The organism is Clostridium sp. UBA7791 (genome assembly GCF_002480755.1).
GTDB classification, from domain to species: domain Bacteria; phylum Bacillota; class Clostridia; order Clostridiales; family Clostridiaceae; genus Clostridium_J; species Clostridium_J sulfidigenes.
The window spans coordinates 905,324-929,784 of sequence record NZ_DLCT01000005.1 but is presented as its reverse complement, the minus strand read 5'-3'; the positions used below and the strand labels follow the sequence as shown (position 1 = coordinate 929,784).

Here is a 24,461-nt window from a genome sequence, read left to right as displayed (position 1 = left end):
CCATTACATTTTATTATATTTAACTATTTAAAATTTTCCTTAGGAAACTATATAAATATAAACCTATTATGTTGTTTTTAATTGCATCAGCCATATTCTCTTCCATCTGGGGAACATGCTTATGAGCAGCAGCATGAAATACCACATCAGGTCTATACTGGCAAAATACCTGATCCATTCTCACCAAATCCCTCACCGAAGTAATTATCACACTTTTACACAGCTGGGGACAGTCTCTATTAAGCTCCATTTGTAAATCTGCGCATTATATATCCAAAATTATATATATTTACATTTAGTCTTTGTAACCACATTATACACTATTGCAGAATTGCACTTTAATAAACTTACTATCTAGATTTTCTTTGGTATCAAATATACCATTTTACCATACTTTCCGTCCTATATTAACATTCTATTCACATCCCCCGAGGGTCATTGCAAAAGGCTTGCCTTGAGCTTCCTAATTATTTAACTTATACTGTTTTTATTTATATCTTAGACAATAAAATTAGGACTAGTAAATCAATAACTAGTCCCATGATAATGTATATTATTTACCTATCGCAACTTGTCCTATACCTAGTTCCTGTTTTATTTTAGTTGTTGATATTTCAGGAGTTCTGCCTAAATATATAACTTTACAGTATTCTTTAAGAAAATCAAACTTTCCTTCCCAATCATCTCCAATGACAAAAGTATCTACATGAAATTCTTTTATATCATGAATTTTTTGTTCCCAATTATTTTCTGGAATAACTAAATCCACATATCTAATTGCTTCTAATAATTTTTTTCTCTCCTCATATGAAAAATAACACTTCTTACCTTTAACTTCATTAAACTCATTTGTCGATAAAGCTACTATTAAATAGTCTCCTTGCTCTTTGGCTCTCTTTAATATGTTTATATGACCATAATGCAATAAATCAAATGTGCCGTATGTAATTACTTTTTTCATTATTAAATTCCTCCCAAAAAATAAATTGCTTTATTTTTTATATTTCCCTTTATTACTTATTATAATACTATATATGGCAATCAGCAACTGTCTGGAATAATATTGACAAGTGCTATTACATAATTTCTAATTATTTTATCATTATTAAGGGATTTATCTTAATATAGCTTCCCTCCCCCTCGGAACCATCATAAGTTTTTAATTCTAACTCCCTTACTACATTACCAATTAAAGTTACTTTATTCATAAAACATTACCTCCATAAGTTAATTTGCTAGTCTCTTAACCTTTGTCACTAACAACTAATCTTATTTTCTCAGAAGATGTTTCTAGAAATAAATCTAAAGTTATCATTTCAGATTTGCATATAGCTATAATTCTTTTCCTTACTAATTTCCTTTGATAAAAATCATGAGTATGTCTATTCCTAAGTCTCACTATTCCTTGAAGTTTCTTAGAATCCTCTGAAGATATGAATCCAAAGTTTGATGATAATTCTATTATATCAACTCCTGATTTATTAGGTATATAATTTTCTGTTGCTACTAAATATGTTTCACACATATCTAATATAAATTCACAGAAAGAATTAAAGTAAGATATCATGGCTTCATCTACTATCTCATCATCACTATTTGGATTTCTCTTTAAACACTCTCATATTCTGACTAAAAAGACTTTACTTTCTACAAGCTTTTCTTCTAGCTTTTCTTTTTTATATTTATAATATCCTCCACGCTCTAAATCTACTTATTTATATTATAACCAAACTCATTAAAACCTGCACTAGATTTCATGTTTTTATGTTCTTATGTTCTTCCCGGTGTAAACCCTTATTACTACTAAAGTTAAGTCTCCTAGAAACAAATTAGAGACTAACTTTAATTTGCTAGTCTCTTAATCTTTTTACTTCTTCTATTGTTAAGCCTGTTTTCATAGAAATAGTTTCATCATCTAAAATATCTAATAAGTTTTTAGCTATCTCTATAGCTTTATTTTTTTCGCCTTTTTCGATGCCTTTTTCGATACCTTCCTCTATTCCTTTTTGAATTCCTTCTTCTCTTGTTTTTTCAAAAGTTTCTTTTATTGTCTTTGAAATGTTAGAAGTCATGATAGCCACCTCCTCTTTATTTGCAATTAAAATATCTTCTATTCTTTCTCCTAATTTATCTTTAATTTCATCTGATAAAGTATTCTTTAGCCAACGCCTTAACATGATTTTTTGTTCTTCACTTAAGGTATTAAATCCTATGGCAATATCCTTAACTCTACTTATAAATTCTTCAATGTCAACTTTTTGATCTAATAAAAACACTGCTGATGCTATATTCTTTAGTTCCATTAATTGTTCTTTTTCATATTTATTTATATCTATTAATATATACTCAAAATCGATTATGTTATTTCCAAATAATTCACTTTTACTTATAACATTTTTAAACTTTTTCTCTACTGTCCACTTATATTCACCATTATATAACACTATAGGTACTATTGCTGGTAATTTAAAGTCTTTGCTTTTTACTTCTACTTTTTTAGTGTTTTTTAAAACTTCTCTCCATATTTCTGTCATATATAAAAATAATCTTATAGGCATACTATAATCCACATATGACTGAAATTCTAACAAAATATAAAATATAACTTCTTTATTTTCTATTGTAGCCTTATAAACTATATCAGATTCTAACTCCTCATAGTCTGAAAGAATATATGACTTATTTACTAACTCAATATTATCTTTTGTAATATCTTTTCCCCATGAACTTTTAACAAAACTTTGAACCATATTTATTAAAATTTCTTTATTAGAAAATAAATCCTTATAACTTTTATCATGTATATGATGTATTTCTTTTTTTATCTTCATTTTGTTCTTCACCTATCATTTTAAAATATATTTACTTACTTATATTATAACCAAACTCATTAAAAACTGCACTATATTTTATGTTTTTAGTTTCTTCTATTAGCAAGCCCCGGTGGGGAAGCTAAATTCTTTCAGCCTACCGGCTCAGCATAAATGCTGATCACGCAAAAAAGAAGAATACATAAATATTCTTCTTTCATTGAACAGAGTCTGTGTAATAAAACTATATAACTAGTTAACTAGTTGTTTACGTAGCAAGGGTTTGCGAGATTTCAGCTATTGGGGATACCCCGTAATCTAACCCCATAGGGTAGTAAGTAGGAACCTTTTCTTTCATTAGTTTTATAATTTCTTCTTTAGACATATTGTCTACGTTTTTAAATTCTTTTATAGATGATTCTATGAAGGTTATATTTGCTTCTTTAGGTTTTTCTACAAAGATTTTATCGTGTTCTGTAGAAGTTAATGCAACTTCATCCATGAGTAGTTCTTCATAAAGTTTTTCTCCAGGTCTTAGGCCTATATACTCTATCTTTATATCAACCTCTGGCTTATAGCCTGAAAGTGATATTAATTCCTTAGCTAGCTCTACCATCTTAACTGGCTTACCCATATCAAGGACAAAGATCTCTCCACCCTCGGCAAAGCCTCCTGCTTGAATTACAAGCTGAGCTGCTTCTGGTATAGTCATAAAAAACCTAGTTATCTCTGGATGTGTTACTGTGACAGGGCCACCTTTTTCAATCTGCCTTTTAAATAGTGGTATCACAGAACCATTACTTCCTAAAACATTTCCAAATCTCACTGCTACAAAATCAGTTTGACTAACTTCATTAAAAGCTTGTACTATAAGTTCACAAAACCTCTTAGTAGCTCCCATTATATTAGTAGGATTCACAGCTTTATCTGTACTTATTAATACAAACTTATCTACTCCATACTTATGGGCGCACTTAACAACATTATAGGTACCTATTATGTTGTTTTTAATTGCATCAGCCATATTCTCTTCCATCAAAGGCACATGCTTATGAGCAGCAGCATGAAATACCACATCAGGTCTATACTGACAAAACACCTGATCCATTCTAACTAAATCCCTCACTGAAGTAATTATCACACTTTTACACACCTGGGGGCAGTCTCTATTAAGCTCCATTTGTAAATCATAAGCATTATTTTCATATATATCTAAAATAAAAATTTTCTTTGGTGAAAATTTAGTTATTTGCCTAATTATCTCTGAACCAATACTTCCTCCACCGCCGGTTACAAGAATAACCTTATCCTTGATATACCTATCAATGTGCTCTGATTTAAGTTGTATTGTATCCCTACCTAATAAATTCCTAATATCTATATCCTTCATATTTCAATCTCCTAGTATTTTAAAATAATCCTCTATATAATATTCAGATACTCCTCCAAACTTTCTTCCCAGCTCCTAGTTATATCTCCAATACTATTTTCTAATGCTAAATTTCTAAGTACTGAATATTTAGGTCTTTTAGCTGGTCTTGGGAACTCATCTGTTGTACAAGGAATAACCTCTGTATCTATATCTTTTAATCTAAATATCTCTTTAGTCAAATCATACCATGTACATTCACCTTTACACGTGCAATGATAAAGTCCATAAGACTTGTTTTCAATTAGCTTTATTATAACTCTAGCTAAATCTACTGTACTTGTAGGTGTTCCTTTTTGGTCATTTACTACTTTTAAAACCTTATTAGTTCCACTTAGCTTAATCATTGTTCTTATAAAGTTATTTCCATCACCATATAACCATGCTGTTCTCACTACATAATGCTTAGAATTATTTTCTTTTACTAAGTTTTCACCTTGTAATTTTGTGCTTCCGTATACTGTTTGTGGATTCATTTTATCTGTTTCAATTAGTGGAGTATTACCTTCTCCATCAAAAACATAATCTGTAGAAACTTGTACTATTTCTGAACCTATTGCACTGGTAGCTACCGCTAAATATTTAGGTCCTAATGCATTTAATTTATATGCATTGTCCCCATCAGTTTCACATTTATCAACGGCTGTATGGGCAGCACAATTTATAACCACATCTGGTTTATATTCATTTAAAACTTTATTTATGTTAGATTCGTTAGTTATATCTAAACTTATTTTCTGTATTGTATTATTTTCTTTAAAATTGTATTTAGTTGTATCAAAATCACCAATATCAGTTAAAATTAATTCTATATTCTTCTGATCTAAATATTGCTTAGTTAACTCTCGACCTAATTGTCCATTAGCTCCCGTTATTAATACCTTCATTTTTTCACCTCTTATGAGAAAACTCTCAGAGCCAGCCCTAAGAGTTTATAAATTTTATCTATTGATACATCTTCTCATAGTATTTTTGATATTCTCCTGAAGTAACATTTTTCATCCAATCTTGGTTATCTAAATACCATTGTATAGTTTTAACTATCCCCACTTCAAAAGATGTTTCAGGATACCATCCAAGCTCTTCTTTAATCTTAGTTGGATCTATTCCATATCTTAAATCATGACCTTTTCTGTCTGCTACATATTTAATTAAGTTTTCAGTAACTTCTTTATCTACATGTTCATTGATGTAATTTATAACAGTTTTAACTATTGTAATATTAGTTCTTTCATTGTGTCCACCTACGTTATAAACTTCACCTAACCTACCATTGTTAATAACTATGTCTATTGCTTTACAGTGGTCTTCAACATAAAGCCAATCTCTAATATTCATCCCGGTACCATACACTGGTAAATCCTTATGATTTAAACAGTTGTTTATAAGTAATGGTATTAATTTTTCTGGGAATTGATAAGGACCATAGTTGTTTGAACATCTTGTAATATTAACTGGCATTTTATATGTATCTGCATAAGCCTTAACCATTAAGTCAGAACCAGTTTTACTAGCTGAATATGGACTATGAGGATCAAGTGGTGTACTTTCTATAAAGAAACCTGTTTCACCTAATGAACCATAAACTTCATCAGTAGATACATGAAGGAATTTAACGCCTTTTTTCCATCCATCAGCTGTTTCCCAAGCATTTTTAGCACAGTTTAATAAATTAACTGTTCCTAATACATTTGTCTTTGCAAAAATTTCTGGTTCTTTTATACTTCTATCCACATGAGATTCTGCTGCAAAGTGAGCAACATAATCTATTTCGTACTTTTCAAATAAGCTTGATACTAATTCATTATGACATATATCACCTTGAACAAATACATGTCTTTCATCATTTTCTAAAGCCTTAAGATTTTCTAAGTTTCCTGCATAAGTTAGCTTGTCTAAATTTATTATTTTTATATCCTCATACTTATTAATCATATAAAGTACAAAGTTTGATCCTATAAAGCCAGCTCCACCAGTTACTAAATAAGTTTTCATAATAGCTTTCCCCTTACTTTTATTATTCAAATATAAAAGGTACATCTAATTCTGATAGTCTCTTTTGTACCTTATCTTTTTCTGATAAAAGAATTTCATCTATGTTTTCTAGTGGCCACTTTATACCCACTTTCTCATCATTCCATAAAAGACCACTATCATATTCAGGTGCATAAAAGTCTGTACATTTGTAATTAAAAGTTGCTGTATAAGACATAACTAAAAATCCATGAGCAAAACCCCCTGGTACATAAAACTGTTTTTTATTTTCAGCCGTTAACAGCACACCTTCCCACTGTCCAAAAGTAGGAGAACCTTTTCTTAAATCTACAGCAACATCAAATACTTCACCCTCTGTTACACGAACAAGTTTCCCTTGAGTATGCTTTGTTTGAAAATGCATGCCTCTTAAAACACCTTTTTTAGACCTACTTTCATTGTCTTGAACAAATTCCATAGTAAGCCCTGCTTCATAAAAATCTTTTTTACTATAAGTTTCAATGAAATAACCCCTATTATCACCAAATACTGTAGGTTCTATTATATATAAGTCTTTTATTTTAGTTTCTATAAAATTAAACTTTCCCATAGTTACCTCCATATCCACTATATATTTTCAGTTGTAGCTACCTCAGCTTGAACTTCTTTATAATCATTAGCAATTTGAACTAAATATTTACCGTATTCAACCTTCATTAATGGCTCTGCAAGTTTTATAAGCTGTTCTCTCGTTATAAAATGTTTTTTATAAGCTATTTCTTCAATACAAGCAACATATAATCCTTGTCTTGTTTGAATTGCTTCAACAAAGTTAGCCGCATCTAAAAGCCCTCTGTGTGTACCAGTATCAAGCCATGCCATACCTCTACCAAATAACTCAACTTTTAGTTTTCCTCTTCTTAAATATTCATTATTAACAGCAGTAATTTCAAGCTCACCACGTTTTGATGGTTTAATTGTTTTAGCTATTTGAATTACATCATTATCATAAAAGTATAACCCTGGTACTGCATAATTTGATTTAGGAAATTGAGGCTTTTCTTCTATAGAAACAACATTATTTACATCATCAAATTCTACTACTCCAAACTCTTTTGGATTACTAACATGGTAACCAAAAATAGTAGCCTCATCCCTTTCTACTGCATTTTTAAGTCTTTCACTAAATCCATAACCATAGAAAACATTGTCTCCTAAAACTAAAGCAACTTTATCATTACCTATAAATTCTTCTCCTATAATAAAAGCTTCCGCTAGCCCATTAGGGGCAGCTTGTACAGCATATTTAATATCTAAACCTACATCACTCCCATTACCAAGTAATTCTTCATAGCAAGGAAGATCTCTTTCAGTTGAAATTATAAGTATCTCTTTAATGCCTGCAAGCATTAAAACTGATAATGGATAATAAATCATTGGTTTATCATATATAGGTAAAATCTGTTTCGAAACAGACTTAGTTATTGGATAGAGTCTAGTACCGGAACCTCCGGCTAAAATTATACCCTTCATGCTAATTCTCCTTTTGAAATACATCAATATCTACGATTTATAAATATAAGTTTTTTCTTAAAATTTCTATAATCTCCAGTAAACAAATCTTTCTTTATCAATACTATCTTTATCCATTATACCTTTAACATCTATAAATACATTTTTTTCTTCTACTTCTGTAGTTGCTGCTACTTCACTTAAAACATTCTTTTTATCATATAACTTGCTAAAATTATTAATATCCATGTTTCTATATTGACTATGAGATACTGCTAATATAACTGCATCCATATTATTTATATTTTCAAGCTCTTTTAACTCTAAACCATATTCTTCTCTTAACTCATTCTTATCAGCAACAGGATCAGTAACAACAACTTCTATTTCATATTCTTTTAATTCATCTATGATATCTACAACCTTAGTATTTCTAGTATCAGGACAGTCTTCCTTGAATGTAGTTCCTAATACGGCTACTTTGGCACCTTTTACTCTCTTATTAGCTTTTATTAAACTCTTAGCAGTATTTTCAGCAACATATTTAGCCATGCCATCATTTATTCTTCTACCAGCTGCTATTATTTGTGATTCTACACCTATTTCTTTTGCTCTATGAATTAAATAGTAAGGATCAACTCCAATACAGTGTCCTCCAACTAAACCTGGATTCATTTTAATGAAATTCCACTTACTTCCCGCTGCATCAATAACAGCTTTAGTATCAATTCCCATCCCATTAAATATCATTGATAATTCATTTACAAAAGAAATAATCACATCTCTTTGACAGTTTTCAATTAATTTAGCTGCCTCTGCAACTTTTATTCTCTCTGCTCTATACACACCAGCTTCTATAACTAATTCATAAACTTTTGCCACAGTATCTAAAGTTTCAGCATCCATACCTGAAACTATTTTTACTATGTTCTCAAGTCTATGTACCTTATCCCCTGGGTTTATTCTTTCAGGTGAATACGCAACTTTGAAATCTTGTCCACATTTTAATCCTGATTCTCTTTCTAATATAGGTACACATATTTCTTCAGTTACCCCTGGGTATACTGTTGATTCATATACTACTATAGAACCTTTAGTTAAATTTCTTCCTATTATTTCACTTGAACCTTTAACAGGTCTTAAATCTGGTGTTTTATCATCATTAGTAGGTGTTGGCACTGCTACAATGTGAAATTTACACTGTTTTAACATTTTTTCATTACTAGTAAAATGCACTGTAGAATTCTTAACTCCTTCATCACCTATTTCATTTGTAGGGTCAATTCCAGATTTGTAAGTTCCTACTTTTTCCTTATTAATATCAAATCCTATAACATCTAATTTTTTGGCAAAAGCAACCGCTATAGGTAATCCTACATATCCTAAGCCAACTAATGATAGTTTTGTTTTCTTATCTAATAACTCTTTATATAAATTCATAATTAATTTCTCCTTATATTACACAGTTATATTAATATAATATTTTTTATGAATGTAAACTTTAACTGCAGCCTTTGCAAGCAACTAAAAAAACACATAATCTTTATAATTCTTCACAAACCTTCAAGCATAGCTACACATACCTACTATACTTCATTTAGCAACCTAGTTAAGTTCAATGGGCGCTTTGAAAGTATCGGCATAGCAGATGGCAACTACTTGCTAAACCTAAATTAGTATCTAACCCCTTAGCTTAAATACTCCTTATACCACTCAATTGCTAATTCAAGTCCTTTGTTGATATCATAAGATGGATCATATTTTAATAATTTCCTTGCCTTACTTATATCTGCATTTGAATGTTTTATATCACCTATTCTATCCGGTCCCAAAATTGGTGTTACATCTTTTCCTAAAAGTTCATTCAATTTATTGTATAAATCTATTAAATATTCTCTTCCCCCATAAGCAATATTAAAAGCTTCACCACATGCTTCTTTAGGTGCTAAACATGCTTTTAAATTTGCTTCAATAACATTTTCTATATATGTGAAATCTCTTGACTGTCTTCCATCTCCATTAATAACTGGAGCTTCATTATTCAAAAGTTTTTTAATAAAAATAGGTATTACTGCTGCATAAACTGAATCCGGGTCTTGTCTTTTACCAAAAACATTAAAATACCTCAAACCTACAGTTTCAAGATTATAAAGTTCATAAAAATTACGACCATATAATTCACATACTTTTTTTGTAATAGCATATGGTGATAAAAGTTTTCCTTCTCTGCCTTCTGCTTTTGGTAAATTTGGCTCATCTCCATAAACTGATGATGATGATGCATAAACAAATCTCTTAACATTATTATCCCTTGCTGCTATCATCATATTTAAAGTTCCAGTTGTATTAACATCATTTGACGTTCTTGGATCATTAATAGATCTTGGCACTGATCCTAAGGCCCCTTGATGAAGAACATAGTCTATATCTGAGCAAGCCTTTTGACACGATTCTGTATCTCTTACATCTCCAACAATCATTTCAAAATTAGGATTATTCAAAAATTCTTTTATGTTTTGCCATTTTCCTGTTGCAAAATTATCTAAAACTCTAACTTTATAACCTAATCTTAAAATTGCTTCAACAAGATTAGAACCTATAAATCCTGCTCCTCCTGTAACTAAAAACTTTGTTTTATCTTCAAATTTAATATTTTCATATCCCATAATTATAACCTCCAACATTTTTATCCATTTTATCTAGATTCTTGTTTATTAAGCATATCTTTTACATAAATTAATACATTTTTTTTGCTGAACAGCACCTGTTGTAACTTCATTGAGTTCATTGTAATTATTAAAAAGTATCCTTTTAACTTTCTCTATAGTGAATTTACTAAACTTACTATGTGATACTAAAAAAATAACTGCATCCATCCCTTTTATTTCTTGTAAATTGCTCAATTAAGTCCGATACATAAGCTATACTTCCCTGGTTTCAGAAATGGGATCATATACTTTCATATCAATATCATATTTCTTAAGTTACTATATAATTATCTTTAATTTCTAATAACATCAGTGCTATTAGGCAATGATACCTAATTGTATAAAGCTGTGTAGCAGATCCATATGCTAAGGGTATTCCTTTTATTGCTTAATATGCCTATCTATTTTCAATTAACAATGCTTGATATTTTTAATACCCAATATGTTTCATTAATATTTCACCAAATTGCTATGTTACTTGCTAGCAAAAGATATTTTCACATCTGTCACAAGTTTTAACGGTTCCCTCAATAGTCCAATAACAAACGCCTTAAGTGTAAGTCCTAAATCTTTACTTGATAGTAAAGGCCAATACCAATTGTTAAATGCTAGGTTACTAATAAGACCACTGAGAATCACACCAAAAATGTTAAAAGAAGTAACCTTGACAAATACAAGCTGCAATACAATTGTTCCAATAGATGTAATGATATATGACTTGTACATTGGAATTCTATTCCCTGTTGCTATATATGCGCCTGAAAGCGTATGATTGTTTATCAACAAGTTTTGGATCAAAAGTACTAATGATATACCTATTGGCAGTATACCTGTGTCTGAATTTATCAATTCTAGTAAAAAGGGCATAACCAAAATAGATATCACTCCACCAAACAGGATAGTATAAAAAGAGAGTCCTGTTGCCTTTAGAAAATAATTCTTAAGTTTTTTCTTGTTCCCATTTACTCTTTCATATGACATTGAAGGGATATACGTATTAAACAATGCATTTCCAACTGACATAATTATATCGAATATTTGCTGCGTTAATCCTACTGCTGACGCCATTTCAAGCCCTAAATATGCAGAACTAATTAACGTACTTGCTCTTTTTTGAATAAAATTTGATAATGATATCAAACCTTGTTTATATGCGTTAGGCCATACAGTAAGAAACAAATCTTTCTTTTCTTTCATTGGTATCTTAGTTGTTTCGAACTGAGATAAATTATAATTAACATTTTCATACTTGTTAAATAAATAGATTGCTGCTAATCTCATAACTAAATTGCTAACAAAATAGGCTGCCGCAACAGCAATCAAACCATATCCCATAAACAATCCAACTATTGTTAAGAATAGTTGTACTAATTTTGATATTACTACCACCTGATTGCTTTCTTTGATAGCTCCTATCCCCTTTAAAAGGGGTATCCAATATGCAAAATAAATATTTATTACTACTGATAGGAGATAAATTATCCATGCAATCATGTAATCACTTTGCGCTATTTGCTCTTTTGCAGACTCAATTATAAAAAGTGTACCCGCGGTAGAAAGACCGAAAAATACAACCGATGCTAAAATCAGATAGATAGTTTTGGATGTTCTTATCAGTTTGAAAAGCAGGTAATAATTCGGTTCTATATTTTCAGTATTCTGAGTAAAACCTTCTTTTGAAATTTCTTTAGCTCCACACCATACAAATGTTACATTTCTTGATATAGTAGTAGAAAATCCAAAATCTATTAAAGCAGCTAAAGACCCAAATGAAGTGAATACATACCAAAGTCCCATCTCATTAGAAGACAGATTTTGAAGTATGAATGGTAATAATATTATATTTATTGCTGTTGTTAAGAAAAGATTTGTATAATTCCAAACAATATCCTTTCTAGTTACTTTTATACTCATTGGTCACCCCACAAAATTCGTATATTTATTTGCGATATATCTAATTTGATTTCATTCGCATTGATTTAAAAAAGTAATATATGAAAAACGGTATAAATACAATAATAAAAACATTTCTAGTTATCTCTAAGAATGAAGCTCTTACAATGTTAATTAGTATATAAAAAACAGAAAAATACTGTGCTGTTTTAAGAGAACTATTCGTTCTGTTAAACTTAAAGTACTTCCCTAGTAGACTACCAAAGACAAATGCTAAAATTAGACTTAGCCATCCAAAATTTGCATATAATTCTCCTGGTAATGATGCCCCTACCGGATAACCTTCAATTTCATAGAGTCTTCTAAAAATTGAAACCCTATAAAAGAATTCAGGAAAAATCCATCCGATTGGTAGAATAGACGGTACTGCTCCCCAAAAGCTAAATCCCCTTTGAAAAGGGATTAGTGTAGGAATATTTTTAACTGCAATAACAACAGTCATAAATGACAATCCAAATTCACCGAATATTTTATATATAAAGTCAAAGGAAAAAAGTTTTGACCAATATTCACTAAAAAAAGCTGGAATTGAAATTAAAGACTTTTGTCTGATCTCACTTATTTGTGTAAGAATATTTAAACCTATAATTCCTAAAATTGAAAAAGTTAATGTTTTAGATACTTTTAATTTAATTTTATTAACGTAGAAGTAATTGAGCATAACTATTATTATTCCTATAAACTGATATCTCCGGTCTCCTGTCAGCACCATAATCAATGTAGAATACACAACAAAAACAATCACCATAACACTTTTCTTTTTCTTACTTATTGATGAATTCAGTATAAAAATTATTGACGGTACAAATAACATAGCTACATCATCAGATATTCCCGATTGCGATTCTAATGCATAATAAGAACCAACGCTTTGTGCTGCTATAATGTTTCCAATATCAATAATCACTCTAAAAGGAGTCGAAATAACAGCAATAGCTATTCCTATATATTTTACACCCCTATCATTCAATTTAATTCTATATTTACTCTTTAGATTTCTATTTTTCTTGTTTGTAAAAATGACAATTCCTAGATTTAACGTCTGTAAATAACACAATATAAACAATGCTGCCTCAAACAAAAGATTTGCATTATATCTGTGAATTAATCCCCAAGATATAAATTCAGCTTTATCAGCAGCAATTAAATAAATATTACCAAACATGAAAATATGACTAAATAAAAAGAAATATGTAACAAAATCATAAATCCCAAAACCTAATCTACGTTGACTTATGAGCTGAATGATTAGAGATAGGATTGAAATCACACTAATAATAACAGTCCAATTTTGATTTACATTATTAATGTTGGAATATGCATATATGAACATGAAAAAAGTGATAAAAACATTTAAAAATACTATGATTAACTTATTCATACTTTTCATTGCGATCCTCCTTTACAGTATTATAGTTGTAACTATACTCTAACTACTCTTGCCTTTGGTCCAACAACTACTGAATTTGGCATAACATCTTCAATTACACATGCATTAGCTCCTATAGCAGCATTATCACCTATTTCAACTCCACCAAGTATGCATGCTCCACAACCAATAAATACGTTATTTCCTATTTTGGGAACTCCTCTTCCACCCCTTCCACCAATTGTTACATTTTGATATATATGCGTGTTGTTTCCCAATTCGGCTTTCTCGTGAATTACAACGCCTAATCCATTATGGTGTAGTTGAGAACCCTTACCAATTTTCACTGTCATAGGTAACTCACATGCGAATAAAACTCTAATCATTCGCTGAATAATTGCAGGAAGCAATGGTATTTTTTTTTTGTTAAGCCAATGCCCGACTCTATACATTCTTAAAACAGCAGATTCTTTCATTATGACACCTCAATTAATTATAATAAACTCATAAAGAAGCCCGTTGGATCTTTATCGTAGTCATACGTAGTATTAGTACTTAATTTTCTATTCAAATCATCCATGTTATCTAATACATATTCAATCTTGTAGGCTATTTCACTACCACTCATTCCACAAATAAATCCATTAACATTGTCTGTGATCTGTTCCCTCACGGTAGTATAATTAGTAATTACAATTGGCTTCTTTAAATACAACGCCTCATCTACAGCGTTTGATTTTCCCTCAGATCTTGAGGGATGCACAAAAACATCACACCTTTTAATATACTCGAAAGTATTTAGCTTAAACCCTAATAGAAATATATGATTCTTTAAGTTCCTATCTTCAATTAATCTTTCTACTTTATCTCGATATTTTCCGTCCCCAAGGATATACCATTTGAAGTCAACACCTTTTTTAATTAATGTTTCACAAGCATCTATTGCCATATCTAGGCCCTTATCTGGATCAATCCTTGTAACTGTAAGAAATTTTATAGATTGATCTTCTGCAATTTCATTAGTATTTGATGCTGTACGTTCATAAAATTTGATTGGTAAAACATTATAAAAAACTTTCATTTTCCCTTTCATGAAAGGGAAAATATTATCAAAAATATCAGCACATTCTTTTGACACTGATAAAGAGCCATCAACTTTACTAAAATAATAATCGTCAACATTTTTATCTATAGATGTTCTACTATAATCGCCGCGTACCCAATGATACTTCTTTTCTGATTTAATACAGTCTACAATAAAATATGTTGATAGGCCTGAAGACACTCCAAAAGACGCATTAAATTGCTGTTTTATCCTAGGCAGTTCTTTACTATGTCTTTTCCAAAACCTTTGACGTTCTGGATTCATATCTCTATTTAGTAGATACTTAAGTAAAATCAACAAAAAATCTATTGCTGCTAAATATTTTCTATGCTTTAACATAACTTTAAAGTAATAAAAAGTATTTTTTGATGGAAGTGTGTATGCTGTAAACAACTCACTTACTTGAATTAATTTAACATTATCATTTAAATATTTTATTAGTGTACCATCTGACTCTAATGATACTAAGGATACATCAAATAGATCATAGTTTATATTATCCAACAATGCTAATAAACTTTTTTGAGGACCACCTATGTTAAAATTGTTTACAACGAAAAGTAGTTTTTTCATGATATAACTCTCCCTTTTAGAATCTTCCTATATACTCGATCTACTGCTAAGTAATATGAATTTGCTAACAAGGCTACTAAAAAACACATCCTGTTCTTCAGAAGAAAAATGAATATCTTTTTCTTCATTGGTGTCTTTTCCCAGTCAATCAGATTAGCTACATTTATTAAGTCATAATAACTCGCAATTTCTTTAGTGTACTTGTATTTTTTTAGAAAGCTATTCTTATTGCCATCTCTGTAAATATAAGAAATAGAGGATAAAATGCCATGTAGTTTACTCAACTCTAATTGATTCGAAAAATCGTACTCATTAGATTTCTCTAATAATTGCTTCAAATAATTGTTCATACTTAAATAATTATCCCAAGCCTTATGTAAGTGCTTGTGAGTTCTCGATTCAAAGTTTTCACGATAATAATAAAGTGACTCATCTTTTAAATAATAAAATGAACTCGCATGATACATTGCTGTTACAGAAAAAACAAAATCCTGAGCAGCTCTTAACTCATTTTCAAAACCTATGTTATTCATAATTAGAAAATCTCTATTATATATTTTTGTAACCATTCTCATTGGCCACTCTTGCTGAGACAAACTTGATGAATTTATGAGTACTGGAAATATTTCTTTTCTAATCTGATTTCTATTGTATATACCTCCTCTATTATTACTTTTTTCTATATATCTTTTTCCGTTATTTTTAACATGAATTAAATTACATGATACTATATCTAATTTATTTGGGGCACCGATTAACATAAGCTTTTCAAACATATCCAATTCTATCCAATCGTCTGAATCAATAAATGCAACATAATCACCTTTTGCTTGTTTCAGTCCATAATTTCTTGCATATGCAGAACCACTGTTTTCAATAGAAAAAAACCTGATACTTTCATATTTACTAGAATATTCTTTGCATATGTCATATGATTTATCTGTAGATCCATCATTTACTATAATCATCTCAATATTTACGTATGTTTGATTAATTACACTTTCTATGCAATCAGCTATAAATTTCTCACTATTATAAACTGGAACAATAACGCTTAATAACATTAATTTCCCTCCATAATTCTATTCATTTCTTTTATTATCTTCTCCAAAGTTTTTGTAAAGTAAGTTACTGAAAACATATCTCTATACACTTTATTAACCTGCTTTCGATATGTACTATTGTCAACGCTAATGCTTTGTAAAATAATATTGTTATTGGCAGTCAAATTGACTCCGATTCTATACTTCTCAACAATCTCTGCAGTATCAGCAGGAATATTATTTATGATAGGAAGTCCATGTTGGAAATAATCAATTGACTTCATCGTTAAGCCAACACAAACACTATCTTTCATAATATTTAATCCAAAATGGCACTTATCAAAAATGTCTTGCTTTTCTTGTGAATTATAAATTTTTCCGTGATCTTCTACTTTTGCACCGCCTGCTTTTGCTGAATCGATAAGCTCTTCTTTACTTTCACCATCACCAATAATGTGAAGCGTCACTGGCTTGACTACTTTAATAGTTTCAATAATTTCTTTTATCTTTGGGATATTAATGATGTTATTTATTGACCCTAAGTAAGCTAAATGTATCTCATCATCACTTAACTCTGGATTGCTAACCACATTTATTTCCCTTTTCGCTAAATAGACAGTCTCTGCCTTTACGCCTTTAAGCGCATCACTCAAAACAGTTTGATATAAGTCACATTCAGTAATCACAAGATCCGCATTATTTATACTCTTATCTCTCATTGCGCCCCAAAATGTAAAAGGTGAAAACTTCTTAACCTTTCCTATTGGCATTGTTTCAGGCCATAAATCTATAAGATCAAATATAAGTTTTACTTCTTTATGCTTCTGCTTATAGTCCGCTGCAAACTTTGCCAAAGAATTAGGTGGTACAAATGTATACAATAAGTCTGGTTTTATCTCTTCAACAATCTTAAAAGCATCACTTGAGTATTTATAGTGTGATATAAGTCTTGCTACTGACAAATTCTTATAATACGGCTTTGAATTAACAAAAATAAAACCTTCTTTAGGCTCTTCTCTATGCGTTTTTTTAAAATGTCTAAAACCTGATTGAATAACTGTTACATTATACCCTTGTTCTTTGAAAAACTCATGAACTAAATCAGCTCTCTCCTCATAAGTATCAAAGCAATTAACAATAACTGCTTTCATCATTGCCCACTCTCCAATTCCGTCAACTCAATAGATTCTTTAAATGATCTTATTCGGTAATTCGCTTTATCGTAGCCACTCATGGACTTCTCATAAACCAAATTGCCAAAGGCCTTATTAATAATCCCTACAAAATTCCCCATTAACTTTAGAATTGGATTAAACAGTTTTGTAAGTACTATTCTCTTCCCATGAGCTTCAGCCACAAGCTTCACTAATTCACTCGTTCCCACATACTCTCTATTTTGTGGAAAGAATATTTCTCTTTCTTCATTTACAATCATTAATCTGATAAACTCACAAAGGTTATCTATATGAAGCATACTTCTTTCATTCTTAACATCAGGAAATATCAGTAGCTTCTGAGCCATCTTCGCAAGCTTAGGATAATTACCTTTAGACCCTTTTCCAAATATCATAGGCGGTCTTATAACTACTACATTGAAATTATCATCTTGAAGTGGAAGTATTCCTTCTTCAGCTTGAAGCTTACTTCTTCCATAGAAGTTACTTGGCTCTGGTACTGTATTTTTATTAATAACTCTTTTATGATTAATATGGCTACTATCACCATATACAATAATGCTACTCATAAAAATAAACTGCTTTACACCTTCTGTCTTTGCCTTCTTTGCAGTTTCTATAGTTAAATCACGATTAACCTTATAATATAGTTCTTCCATATTGGGATCTGTAGAAACATGAGCAATCCCCGCCACATGAAATACTACATCATATCCTGAAAAGTTCTTCTCTCTCCAAGTTCCATCTATCATATCCACAGTATCAACTAAATAATCTCCTGGCCATTGCTTTACCCACTTTTCAAAGCTTGTACCTATATAACTATTAGCACCTGTTATAAGTATTTTCTTCATCAGCTAATCACCTTCCTATATCAAAAGGACACCGAATCCCTCTGCACCTCAACTTCTTTTCCCTTCACTGCTTCCTTAACTCCACCTTCTAGTACCCCGTCTCTCTTTAGTACAGAAATAACTGTTCCAAAGAAGCATTTTGCATCCATTTTTACTCCCAAATTTTCAACATAATTTCCGTCATATCTTGCCTTGTCTTCAATGGATACTGTATCTCTTCCATTGATCTGTGCCCATCCAGTGAGACCAGGACGTATGTTATTAGCTCCATACTTGTCCCTTTCTGCTATTAAATCATATTGATTCCATAGAGCAGGTCTAGGTCCAACTATCGCCATGGAGCCAGCTATTATATTCAAAATTTGTGGCAATTCATCTAAACTAGTCTTTCTTAAGAATTTACCTACCTTAGTTATATATTGCTCTGGATTTTTAAGGAGATGGGTTGGCATATCCTTAGGTGTATCTATTCTCATGGTGCGAAATTTCAGAATATTAAAGTGAATTTTATTAAACCCTACTCTCTTTTGTTTAAAGAAAACAGGACCTTTAGAGTCAAGTTTTATAGCTATAATAATTATCAAAAATAATGGTGATAGTAAAATTAATCCTATAAGTGCAAGTATAAAGTCAAATAATCTTTTTACTTTTAAATACATATCAATTCCTCCCTTAAGTTAAAGTAATATTATGATCTATTACTTCATCCCGTTAAATTATTATATTCTATAACCTGACCACTATTAATTTTAGATAAGGCAGCAATGATGCAGTTAGACTTTACCACTGCTCCACAGTCTACATGACATCCATAACCAATGGTGGCATCATGATCAATAATTGTTCCAATACTTATAATAGAACCCTTTTCAATCTTTGAGTTTGTATTTACAACTGCTTTAGCTTCTACTACTGTACCTAAAGATACTGTAGCTGATGGACTAATATATGCTGTAGGATGAATTAAAATTGGAATTTGAAATTTATTCTTTTCAAGTTTTTCAATCCACTCCATACGTAGTTTATTGTTTCCAAAGGCTGGTATTGCATAGGTGTATTCTTCTATAAATTTCGAATTTTCAGAGCATAACCCTATGGCTTCATTAGAATTATCATCTAAAAAGTCTATTTTATTAAATATCCCCATAGCTTCTGCAACTTCCTTAACTACATGACCATGGCCACCAGCACCTAGAATTATTAAATTCTTATTTGAGTTATGATTTGCCATATAATAACCCCCTAATATTTCATTTTCATCTTTATACTTTCCTTTATTAAGACTGCCCACCAATTCTTAATTTATAAAACCAGATAAAAATAACCCACCGCTATCTTTCACTAACTCATATACCATAAATTTCCCCTTCAAACTTATAGTTACCCCGAATTAATAAGATAAAGGTGGGTTGCGCTACTAACTCCCTGTAGTCCAAGCGCCCAAGTACAGACTACAGTTCATAATTCCCTTTAAATTTAAGTTATTTATGTCGAATTTTATTTAACCCCTATCGATTCTAAAAAGTTCCCCCAATTTCCCGACTTTTATATAACCGATACACCCAGTTTAAATTTATGTATATTGAACAATGTTCAACTTATCTTTTAAATATATTAAAAATTCCACCTTGTTTTCTAATTCTTTCTCCTCTAAATTCAACCTTATTATTCATTAAGATTTCCTGAGAAATGTTCTCCATCTCCCTTGCATATCCAGGGTTTATTTTTTCTATAGCTTTTATCCCTGCTGTCATATCTATGGTTCTAACTTGGGACCTATGACCATCGGAACCTATAGTGCTATATATTTTATGTTTTACAAATAGTTTAGCAGTCTTTTTAACTCCACCACCAAAATCTCCTGTTATGCTCCCTGTGTTTAGTTGAAATAAAAACCCCTCTTCAATAAACTTATTTATCAATTCTGGGGCTTCTATAAACTTTTTATACCGCTCAGGATGAGCGATGATAGGTACAACTCCCTTTAATTGAAGTTCATAGATGTCATTTATAACTTCATCCACAGAAAACTCTCTTAAAGGAAATTCTATTAACATATATCTACTGTTTTCTATGGTACCTATATCACCACATTGAAAGCTTTCTAGAATTCTACTAGTATAGTAAACCTCTTGCCCACAATATATTTCTATATCTATATCCTTATTTTTAGCTAAAATTTTCAATTTAGCTACTTCTTTTTTAATTTCTTTATAAGGTACTTGAAACCTACCCCTAAAAAAATGGGGAGTGGCAACAATTCCTGTGGTTCCTGACTTTTTTGCTAATTTAAGCATGTCTACAGTCATATCTTCATCTTTAGATCCATCATCCACTCCATGAAGTATATGGCTATGAAAATCTACCATAAGCACTCCTCCAACCTTTAAGTGAAATTTTATACATTATTTATCACCATAATAGTAATAATAGGTATTTCTTTTAGTGTCTACTCCATTTAATATGGTACCGATGATATTTGCATTAACCTTTTTTAAAAGATTAATAGAATTTACAACAGAATCTTTTTTTGTTTTTTCTGCTCTAATGACAAGTAATGTTCCATCGGCTCTAGTAGATAGTATTTGCGCATCAGTAACGGCTTGTACTGGTGGCGTATCTAATATTACATAATCAAAAACCTTTTTTAAGGCATCTATGAGAGCCTTCATGGATTTTGAACCTAACATCTCAGATGGATTAGGTGGAATCTTACCTGAGGTCAATACGGTAAGATTATTATTATATCTATGTCCTACTACAGAAATACTCTCCTTCCCAACTATTACATCAGAAAGTCCTGCAGTATTAGATATTTCAAATTTTTTATGTAGTGATGGTTTTCTTAAGTCACAATCTATAAGTACCACCTTTTTATCTCCTTCAGCTATAGATAATGCTAAGTTTCCTGCTGTAGTACTCTTTCCTTCTCCTGGTTCTGCACTAGTTACTACTATTACTTTATATTCCTCATCAAAGGATGAATATTGCAAATTTGTTCTTAGAGTCCTATAACTTTCTGAAGCTATAGACCTGGGATCTTTTTCTACTATAAACATTAATTTCTCTCCTTAAGTAAAAATCTAATAAGATTATCTGCTGTAACTTTCTACTGCTCAGTGTGAGGTATAGTTCCTATTACAGGAATATCTAATTCCTTTTCTAATTGTTCCCTATTTTTATATGTATTATCTAAAAACTCAAGTAAAAAGCTTACTCCTACACTTACCATTAATCCTAATAAAAAGGCTATAGCTATATTCATTTTTTTATTAGGGCTCACTGGTATTTCTGGAACTTTTACTGATTCTATAACTTTTATATTACCATTTGGCACCAAAACCTTAGATGTAGTTACAAACTCATTGGTTATAGCTTGTACCATAGTTGCTGCCATATTAGGATTTTTATCATCAATTTTAATTTGAAGGATTTGTGTATCAGCTACAGTTACCACTGTAAGCTTCTTAAGAACTTCATCTTCTGTTAGATTACTGTTTGCAACCTTTATAGCTCTACCAACTAAATCTCTAGTTTTTATGGCTTCAGAATAAGTCTTCATTAACTTTTGATACATGGCTATCTCATTTTGATCATAACCTGCCTCTGCTCCTGCTTCTTTACCTATAAATAACTTAGTACTTGCTTCATACTTAGGACTTATTAAGAAAAAGCTTACCAAACCTGATACTAAAGTCGCTAATAAAGTTACTATTAGTATCAACTTCCACCTTTTCTTTAACACTTCTAGAATTTCTCCAAGGCTAATTACTTGTTCTTCCAAAATTATTATTCCTCCGTTTCCATCTTGTGTTAATCATCCCACTTAAGATTTTATAGGTCTATCTTTGGTATTATCCCTAAAACTGGTATGTTTAATTCTTCTTCTAGCCTATCTTTATTTTTATAGGTGTTATCCATAAACTCTATAAGGAAGATAACTCCTATTCCTATAAACACTCCCAATACTATAGCTATTATAAGCCCCATACTTTTGTTAGGACTTACTGCTCTTAATGGAAATCTAGGTTCTTCTAGGACTTGTACATTTCCATTAGGAACTAATTCTGTTGATAATTTAACAAATTCATCTTTTATAGCAGATACTAACTTTACAGCTTCTTCTGGTGAGCTACTCTTATACTTTATTTCAATAATTTGTGTATCAGCTAGGGATACCACTGTTAAATTTCCAACTGCCTCTTTAGGCTTTATTTCGAATCCTGTTTTATCTATAGCTTTTTTTACCAAATCTTCAGTTTTAATAATTTCAGCATAGGTCTTTAATAATTTTTGATACATTTGTATATCTAAAATATTATATCCTTCCTGCTGACTTTCTTCTTTACCTATAAATACCTTAGTGGTTGATTCATATTGTGGAGTTATTAGTAAAAATAATGCTATTGATGCTACTAAAGTAGAGGTCAAAGCAAATACCAATATAATTTTCCACTTTCTTTTTAAAATTTCGAAGATGTCATTTAAACTAATAATATTCTCTTCCAAATTAATTCTCCTTACAAAATCAATTTATACATATTACAACATTTTATGTATATTTTTACCATGTAAAAATATAATTTGAATACCTAGTTGTAACATCCGTATAATAGTACATATTTCTTTATATTTCAATTGCATACATAACTGTCACATTTGTATAATATCATATTTCCAGTAACATTACTAGTAAAAAACCAATGTTACTAGTAATATTATGTATAATTATGAATAATAACCTAATGTATTCTACAATATCCTTGATTTTGCGCCTATATATACTATTATTTTTATTATTAGTTCATAATTATATCATCGTATCATGTTCATAAAAATTTATAATAAACTTCATGGAATAATTGACCATTATGCTTTTCTTTATATTTACACCTTTAACATATGATGATAGAATTAGGTACAGAGAGGAGTGTAACTATGTCACAAAACAGAATTGATCCTGAAAAAAAGAAAAATAAAAGAAGAAAAAAGAAAAAACGCTCACTGGGATTTAAAATTTCAATGGGAATTCTAGGAGTGTTGATATTTATAATAGCTATTGGAGGAGGATATTTTTATTCATTATATAATAAGATGGATAAAGTAGAGATTGACAAATCTAAGTTAGGTATTGCTTCAAAGGATGCCTTTAAAGAATACGACAACCATGAATCCATAAAAAATATAGCTTTATATGGTATTGATGCAGAAGAAGGACAAGCTGGTCGTTCTGACTCCATAATGATAGCTACCATTGATTCCGCTCATAATAAGGTTAAAGTAACATCTATTATGAGGGATTCTTATGTTAATATCCCAGACCGTGGTATGGATAAAATAAATCATGCCTATGCCTTTGGAGGGCCAACCTTAGCTTTAAGAACCTTAAATGAAAACTTTGGCCTTAATGTAGAGGATTTTGTATCAGTAAACTTTTCTTCATTGCCAGAAATTATTGATATCCTTGGTGGAATTACAATAGATATTACTGAAGAGGAAGTATCTCATATTCCTGGAGTAAGTTCTACAGGCCCTACCTTATTAACAGGTAATCAAGCCTTGGCCTATTCTAGAATAAGATATGCTAGTGGTGGAGATTATGAAAGAACCCACAGACATAGAAATGTAATGTCTGCAGTGTTTAATAAAGCTCTTGCTGCATCTCCTACATCTTATCCTAGTATTCTAAATAACATCCTTCCTTTAGTTCAAACTAACCTAAGTTCTGGTGATTTTATATCTCTAGCAACTAAGGTAGCCGGTTTAGGAAATGGGAATTTAGAGCAAGAAAGATTCCCAAGAGATGGAGATGGAGCTGGTGATATGAGCACTGGAATATACTACCTAAAGTTTGATATTGAAACTGTTAAAAAACAAATGAGAGATTATATATTTGCCGATAAAAAATAATAGTAAAAACACCGAATATCTAAGATATTCGGTGTTTTATTTATGT

The 24,461-nt window shown here is 30.5% G+C and carries 24 protein-coding genes, 2 pseudogenes and 1 riboswitch; of the genes and pseudogenes, 1 reads left to right on the top strand and 25 read right to left on the bottom strand.

What is annotated here, in order from left to right; translation table 11 throughout:
- Positions 1-55: 55 nt before the first annotated feature.
- The 25 genes and pseudogenes from B3Z56_RS09835 to B3Z56_RS09715 all read right to left on the bottom strand — a co-directional run.
- Positions 56-259: pseudogene (locus tag B3Z56_RS09835) on the bottom strand (polysaccharide biosynthesis protein); the annotation flags it as partial.
- Between the two features lie 294 nt (positions 260-553).
- The gene (gene tagD, locus B3Z56_RS09830) at positions 554-961 is read right to left on the bottom strand and encodes a glycerol-3-phosphate cytidylyltransferase (RefSeq protein WP_346878695.1); all 408 of its coding nucleotides are present in this window, start codon (positions 959-961) and stop codon (positions 554-556) included.
- Between the two features lie 282 nt (positions 962-1,243).
- Positions 1,244-1,582: a HepT-like ribonuclease domain-containing protein gene (locus B3Z56_RS09825; protein WP_346878965.1), complete on the bottom strand. Its 339-nt coding sequence runs from the start codon at positions 1,580-1,582 to the stop codon at positions 1,244-1,246.
- A 268-nt stretch (positions 1,583-1,850) separates the two neighbouring features.
- Positions 1,851-2,831, bottom strand: a complete 981-nt coding sequence (locus B3Z56_RS09820; protein WP_346878694.1) for an Rpn family recombination-promoting nuclease/putative transposase — start codon at positions 2,829-2,831, stop codon at positions 1,851-1,853.
- Positions 2,832-3,078: 247 nt separating this feature from the next.
- Positions 3,079-4,185 (bottom strand): annotated as a pseudogene (locus B3Z56_RS09815) (UDP-N-acetylglucosamine 4,6-dehydratase family protein); the annotation flags it as partial.
- 47 nt (positions 4,186-4,232) lie between these two features.
- Positions 4,233-5,126, bottom strand: coding sequence for a dTDP-4-dehydrorhamnose reductase (gene rfbD, locus B3Z56_RS09810; RefSeq protein WP_346878693.1), 894 nt, complete (start codon positions 5,124-5,126; stop codon positions 4,233-4,235).
- Between the two features lie 58 nt (positions 5,127-5,184).
- A complete protein-coding gene (gene rfbB / locus B3Z56_RS09805; RefSeq protein ID WP_346878692.1) occupies positions 5,185-6,234 on the bottom strand; it encodes a dTDP-glucose 4,6-dehydratase in 1,050 nt (349 codons plus the stop codon).
- Between the two features lie 22 nt (positions 6,235-6,256).
- The gene (gene rfbC / locus B3Z56_RS09800; RefSeq protein WP_346878691.1) at positions 6,257-6,823 is read right to left on the bottom strand and encodes a dTDP-4-dehydrorhamnose 3,5-epimerase; all 567 of its coding nucleotides are present in this window, start codon (positions 6,821-6,823) and stop codon (positions 6,257-6,259) included.
- A gap of 17 nt (positions 6,824-6,840) precedes the next feature.
- Entirely contained in the window at positions 6,841-7,746 is a 906-nt protein-coding gene (gene rfbA / locus B3Z56_RS09795; RefSeq protein WP_346878690.1) for a glucose-1-phosphate thymidylyltransferase RfbA, read from the bottom strand.
- Between the two features lie 66 nt (positions 7,747-7,812).
- Entirely contained in the window at positions 7,813-9,165 is a 1,353-nt protein-coding gene (locus B3Z56_RS09790) for a nucleotide sugar dehydrogenase (RefSeq protein WP_346878689.1), read from the bottom strand.
- A 248-nt stretch (positions 9,166-9,413) separates the two neighbouring features.
- Entirely contained in the window at positions 9,414-10,391 is a 978-nt protein-coding gene (locus B3Z56_RS09785) for an SDR family oxidoreductase (protein ID WP_346878688.1), read from the bottom strand.
- A 48-nt stretch (positions 10,392-10,439) separates the two neighbouring features.
- A complete protein-coding gene (locus tag B3Z56_RS09780; RefSeq protein ID WP_346878687.1) occupies positions 10,440-10,628 on the bottom strand; it encodes a hypothetical protein in 189 nt (62 codons plus the stop codon).
- A 279-nt stretch (positions 10,629-10,907) separates the two neighbouring features.
- Entirely contained in the window at positions 10,908-12,347 is a 1,440-nt protein-coding gene (gene wzx / locus B3Z56_RS09775) for an O-unit flippase-like protein (protein ID WP_346878686.1), read from the bottom strand.
- Between the two features lie 40 nt (positions 12,348-12,387).
- Complete coding sequence (gene wzy / locus B3Z56_RS09770) at positions 12,388-13,776, bottom strand: O-antigen polysaccharide polymerase Wzy (RefSeq protein ID WP_346878685.1); 1,389 nt, start codon at positions 13,774-13,776, stop codon at positions 12,388-12,390.
- Positions 13,777-13,808: 32 nt separating this feature from the next.
- Positions 13,809-14,231 (bottom strand): serine O-acetyltransferase, encoded by a 423-nt coding sequence (locus tag B3Z56_RS09765; RefSeq protein WP_346878684.1) that lies wholly within the window; start codon positions 14,229-14,231, stop codon positions 13,809-13,811.
- Between the two features lie 17 nt (positions 14,232-14,248).
- A complete protein-coding gene (locus B3Z56_RS09760) occupies positions 14,249-15,433 on the bottom strand; it encodes a glycosyltransferase (protein WP_346878683.1) in 1,185 nt (394 codons plus the stop codon).
- Positions 15,430-16,497 (bottom strand): glycosyltransferase, encoded by a 1,068-nt coding sequence (locus B3Z56_RS09755; RefSeq protein WP_346878682.1) that lies wholly within the window; start codon positions 16,495-16,497, stop codon positions 15,430-15,432. Before B3Z56_RS09755 ends, B3Z56_RS09760 begins: the two co-directional genes overlap by 4 nt.
- The gene (locus B3Z56_RS09750; RefSeq protein ID WP_346878681.1) at positions 16,497-17,630 is read right to left on the bottom strand and encodes a hypothetical protein; all 1,134 of its coding nucleotides are present in this window, start codon (positions 17,628-17,630) and stop codon (positions 16,497-16,499) included. Before B3Z56_RS09750 ends, B3Z56_RS09755 begins: the two co-directional genes overlap by 1 nt.
- Entirely contained in the window at positions 17,627-18,505 is an 879-nt protein-coding gene (locus B3Z56_RS09745) for an NAD-dependent epimerase/dehydratase family protein (protein ID WP_346878680.1), read from the bottom strand. The genes B3Z56_RS09750 and B3Z56_RS09745 overlap by 4 nt, the downstream gene beginning before the upstream one ends.
- 20 nt (positions 18,506-18,525) lie before the next feature.
- Entirely contained in the window at positions 18,526-19,164 is a 639-nt protein-coding gene (locus B3Z56_RS09740; protein ID WP_346878679.1) for a sugar transferase, read from the bottom strand.
- Between the two features lie 44 nt (positions 19,165-19,208).
- Complete coding sequence (locus tag B3Z56_RS09735) at positions 19,209-19,736, bottom strand: hypothetical protein (RefSeq protein ID WP_346878678.1); 528 nt, start codon at positions 19,734-19,736, stop codon at positions 19,209-19,211.
- A gap of 163 nt (positions 19,737-19,899) precedes the next feature.
- Positions 19,900-19,983, bottom strand: a riboswitch (cyclic di-GMP riboswitch).
- Positions 19,984-20,103: 120 nt separating this feature from the next.
- Positions 20,104-20,874 (bottom strand): tyrosine-protein phosphatase, encoded by a 771-nt coding sequence (locus tag B3Z56_RS09730; protein WP_346878677.1) that lies wholly within the window; start codon positions 20,872-20,874, stop codon positions 20,104-20,106.
- Positions 20,875-20,910: 36 nt separating this feature from the next.
- Positions 20,911-21,564 carry a CpsD/CapB family tyrosine-protein kinase gene (locus tag B3Z56_RS09725; protein ID WP_346878676.1) on the bottom strand — a complete coding sequence of 218 codons (654 nt, stop codon included), beginning with the start codon at positions 21,562-21,564 and terminating at the stop codon, positions 20,911-20,913.
- Between the two features lie 50 nt (positions 21,565-21,614).
- Positions 21,615-22,289: a YveK family protein gene (locus B3Z56_RS09720; protein WP_346878675.1), complete on the bottom strand. Its 675-nt coding sequence runs from the start codon at positions 22,287-22,289 to the stop codon at positions 21,615-21,617.
- Positions 22,290-22,339: 50 nt separating this feature from the next.
- Entirely contained in the window at positions 22,340-23,014 is a 675-nt protein-coding gene (locus tag B3Z56_RS09715; protein ID WP_346878674.1) for a YveK family protein, read from the bottom strand.
- 429 nt (positions 23,015-23,443) lie between these two features.
- On the opposite strand from B3Z56_RS09715, the gene B3Z56_RS09710 reads away from it, so the two are divergent.
- Positions 23,444-24,415 carry an LCP family protein gene (locus B3Z56_RS09710; RefSeq protein ID WP_346878673.1) on the top strand — a complete coding sequence of 324 codons (972 nt, stop codon included), beginning with the start codon at positions 23,444-23,446 and terminating at the stop codon, positions 24,413-24,415.
- The last annotated feature ends 46 nt before the right edge of the window (positions 24,416-24,461 follow it).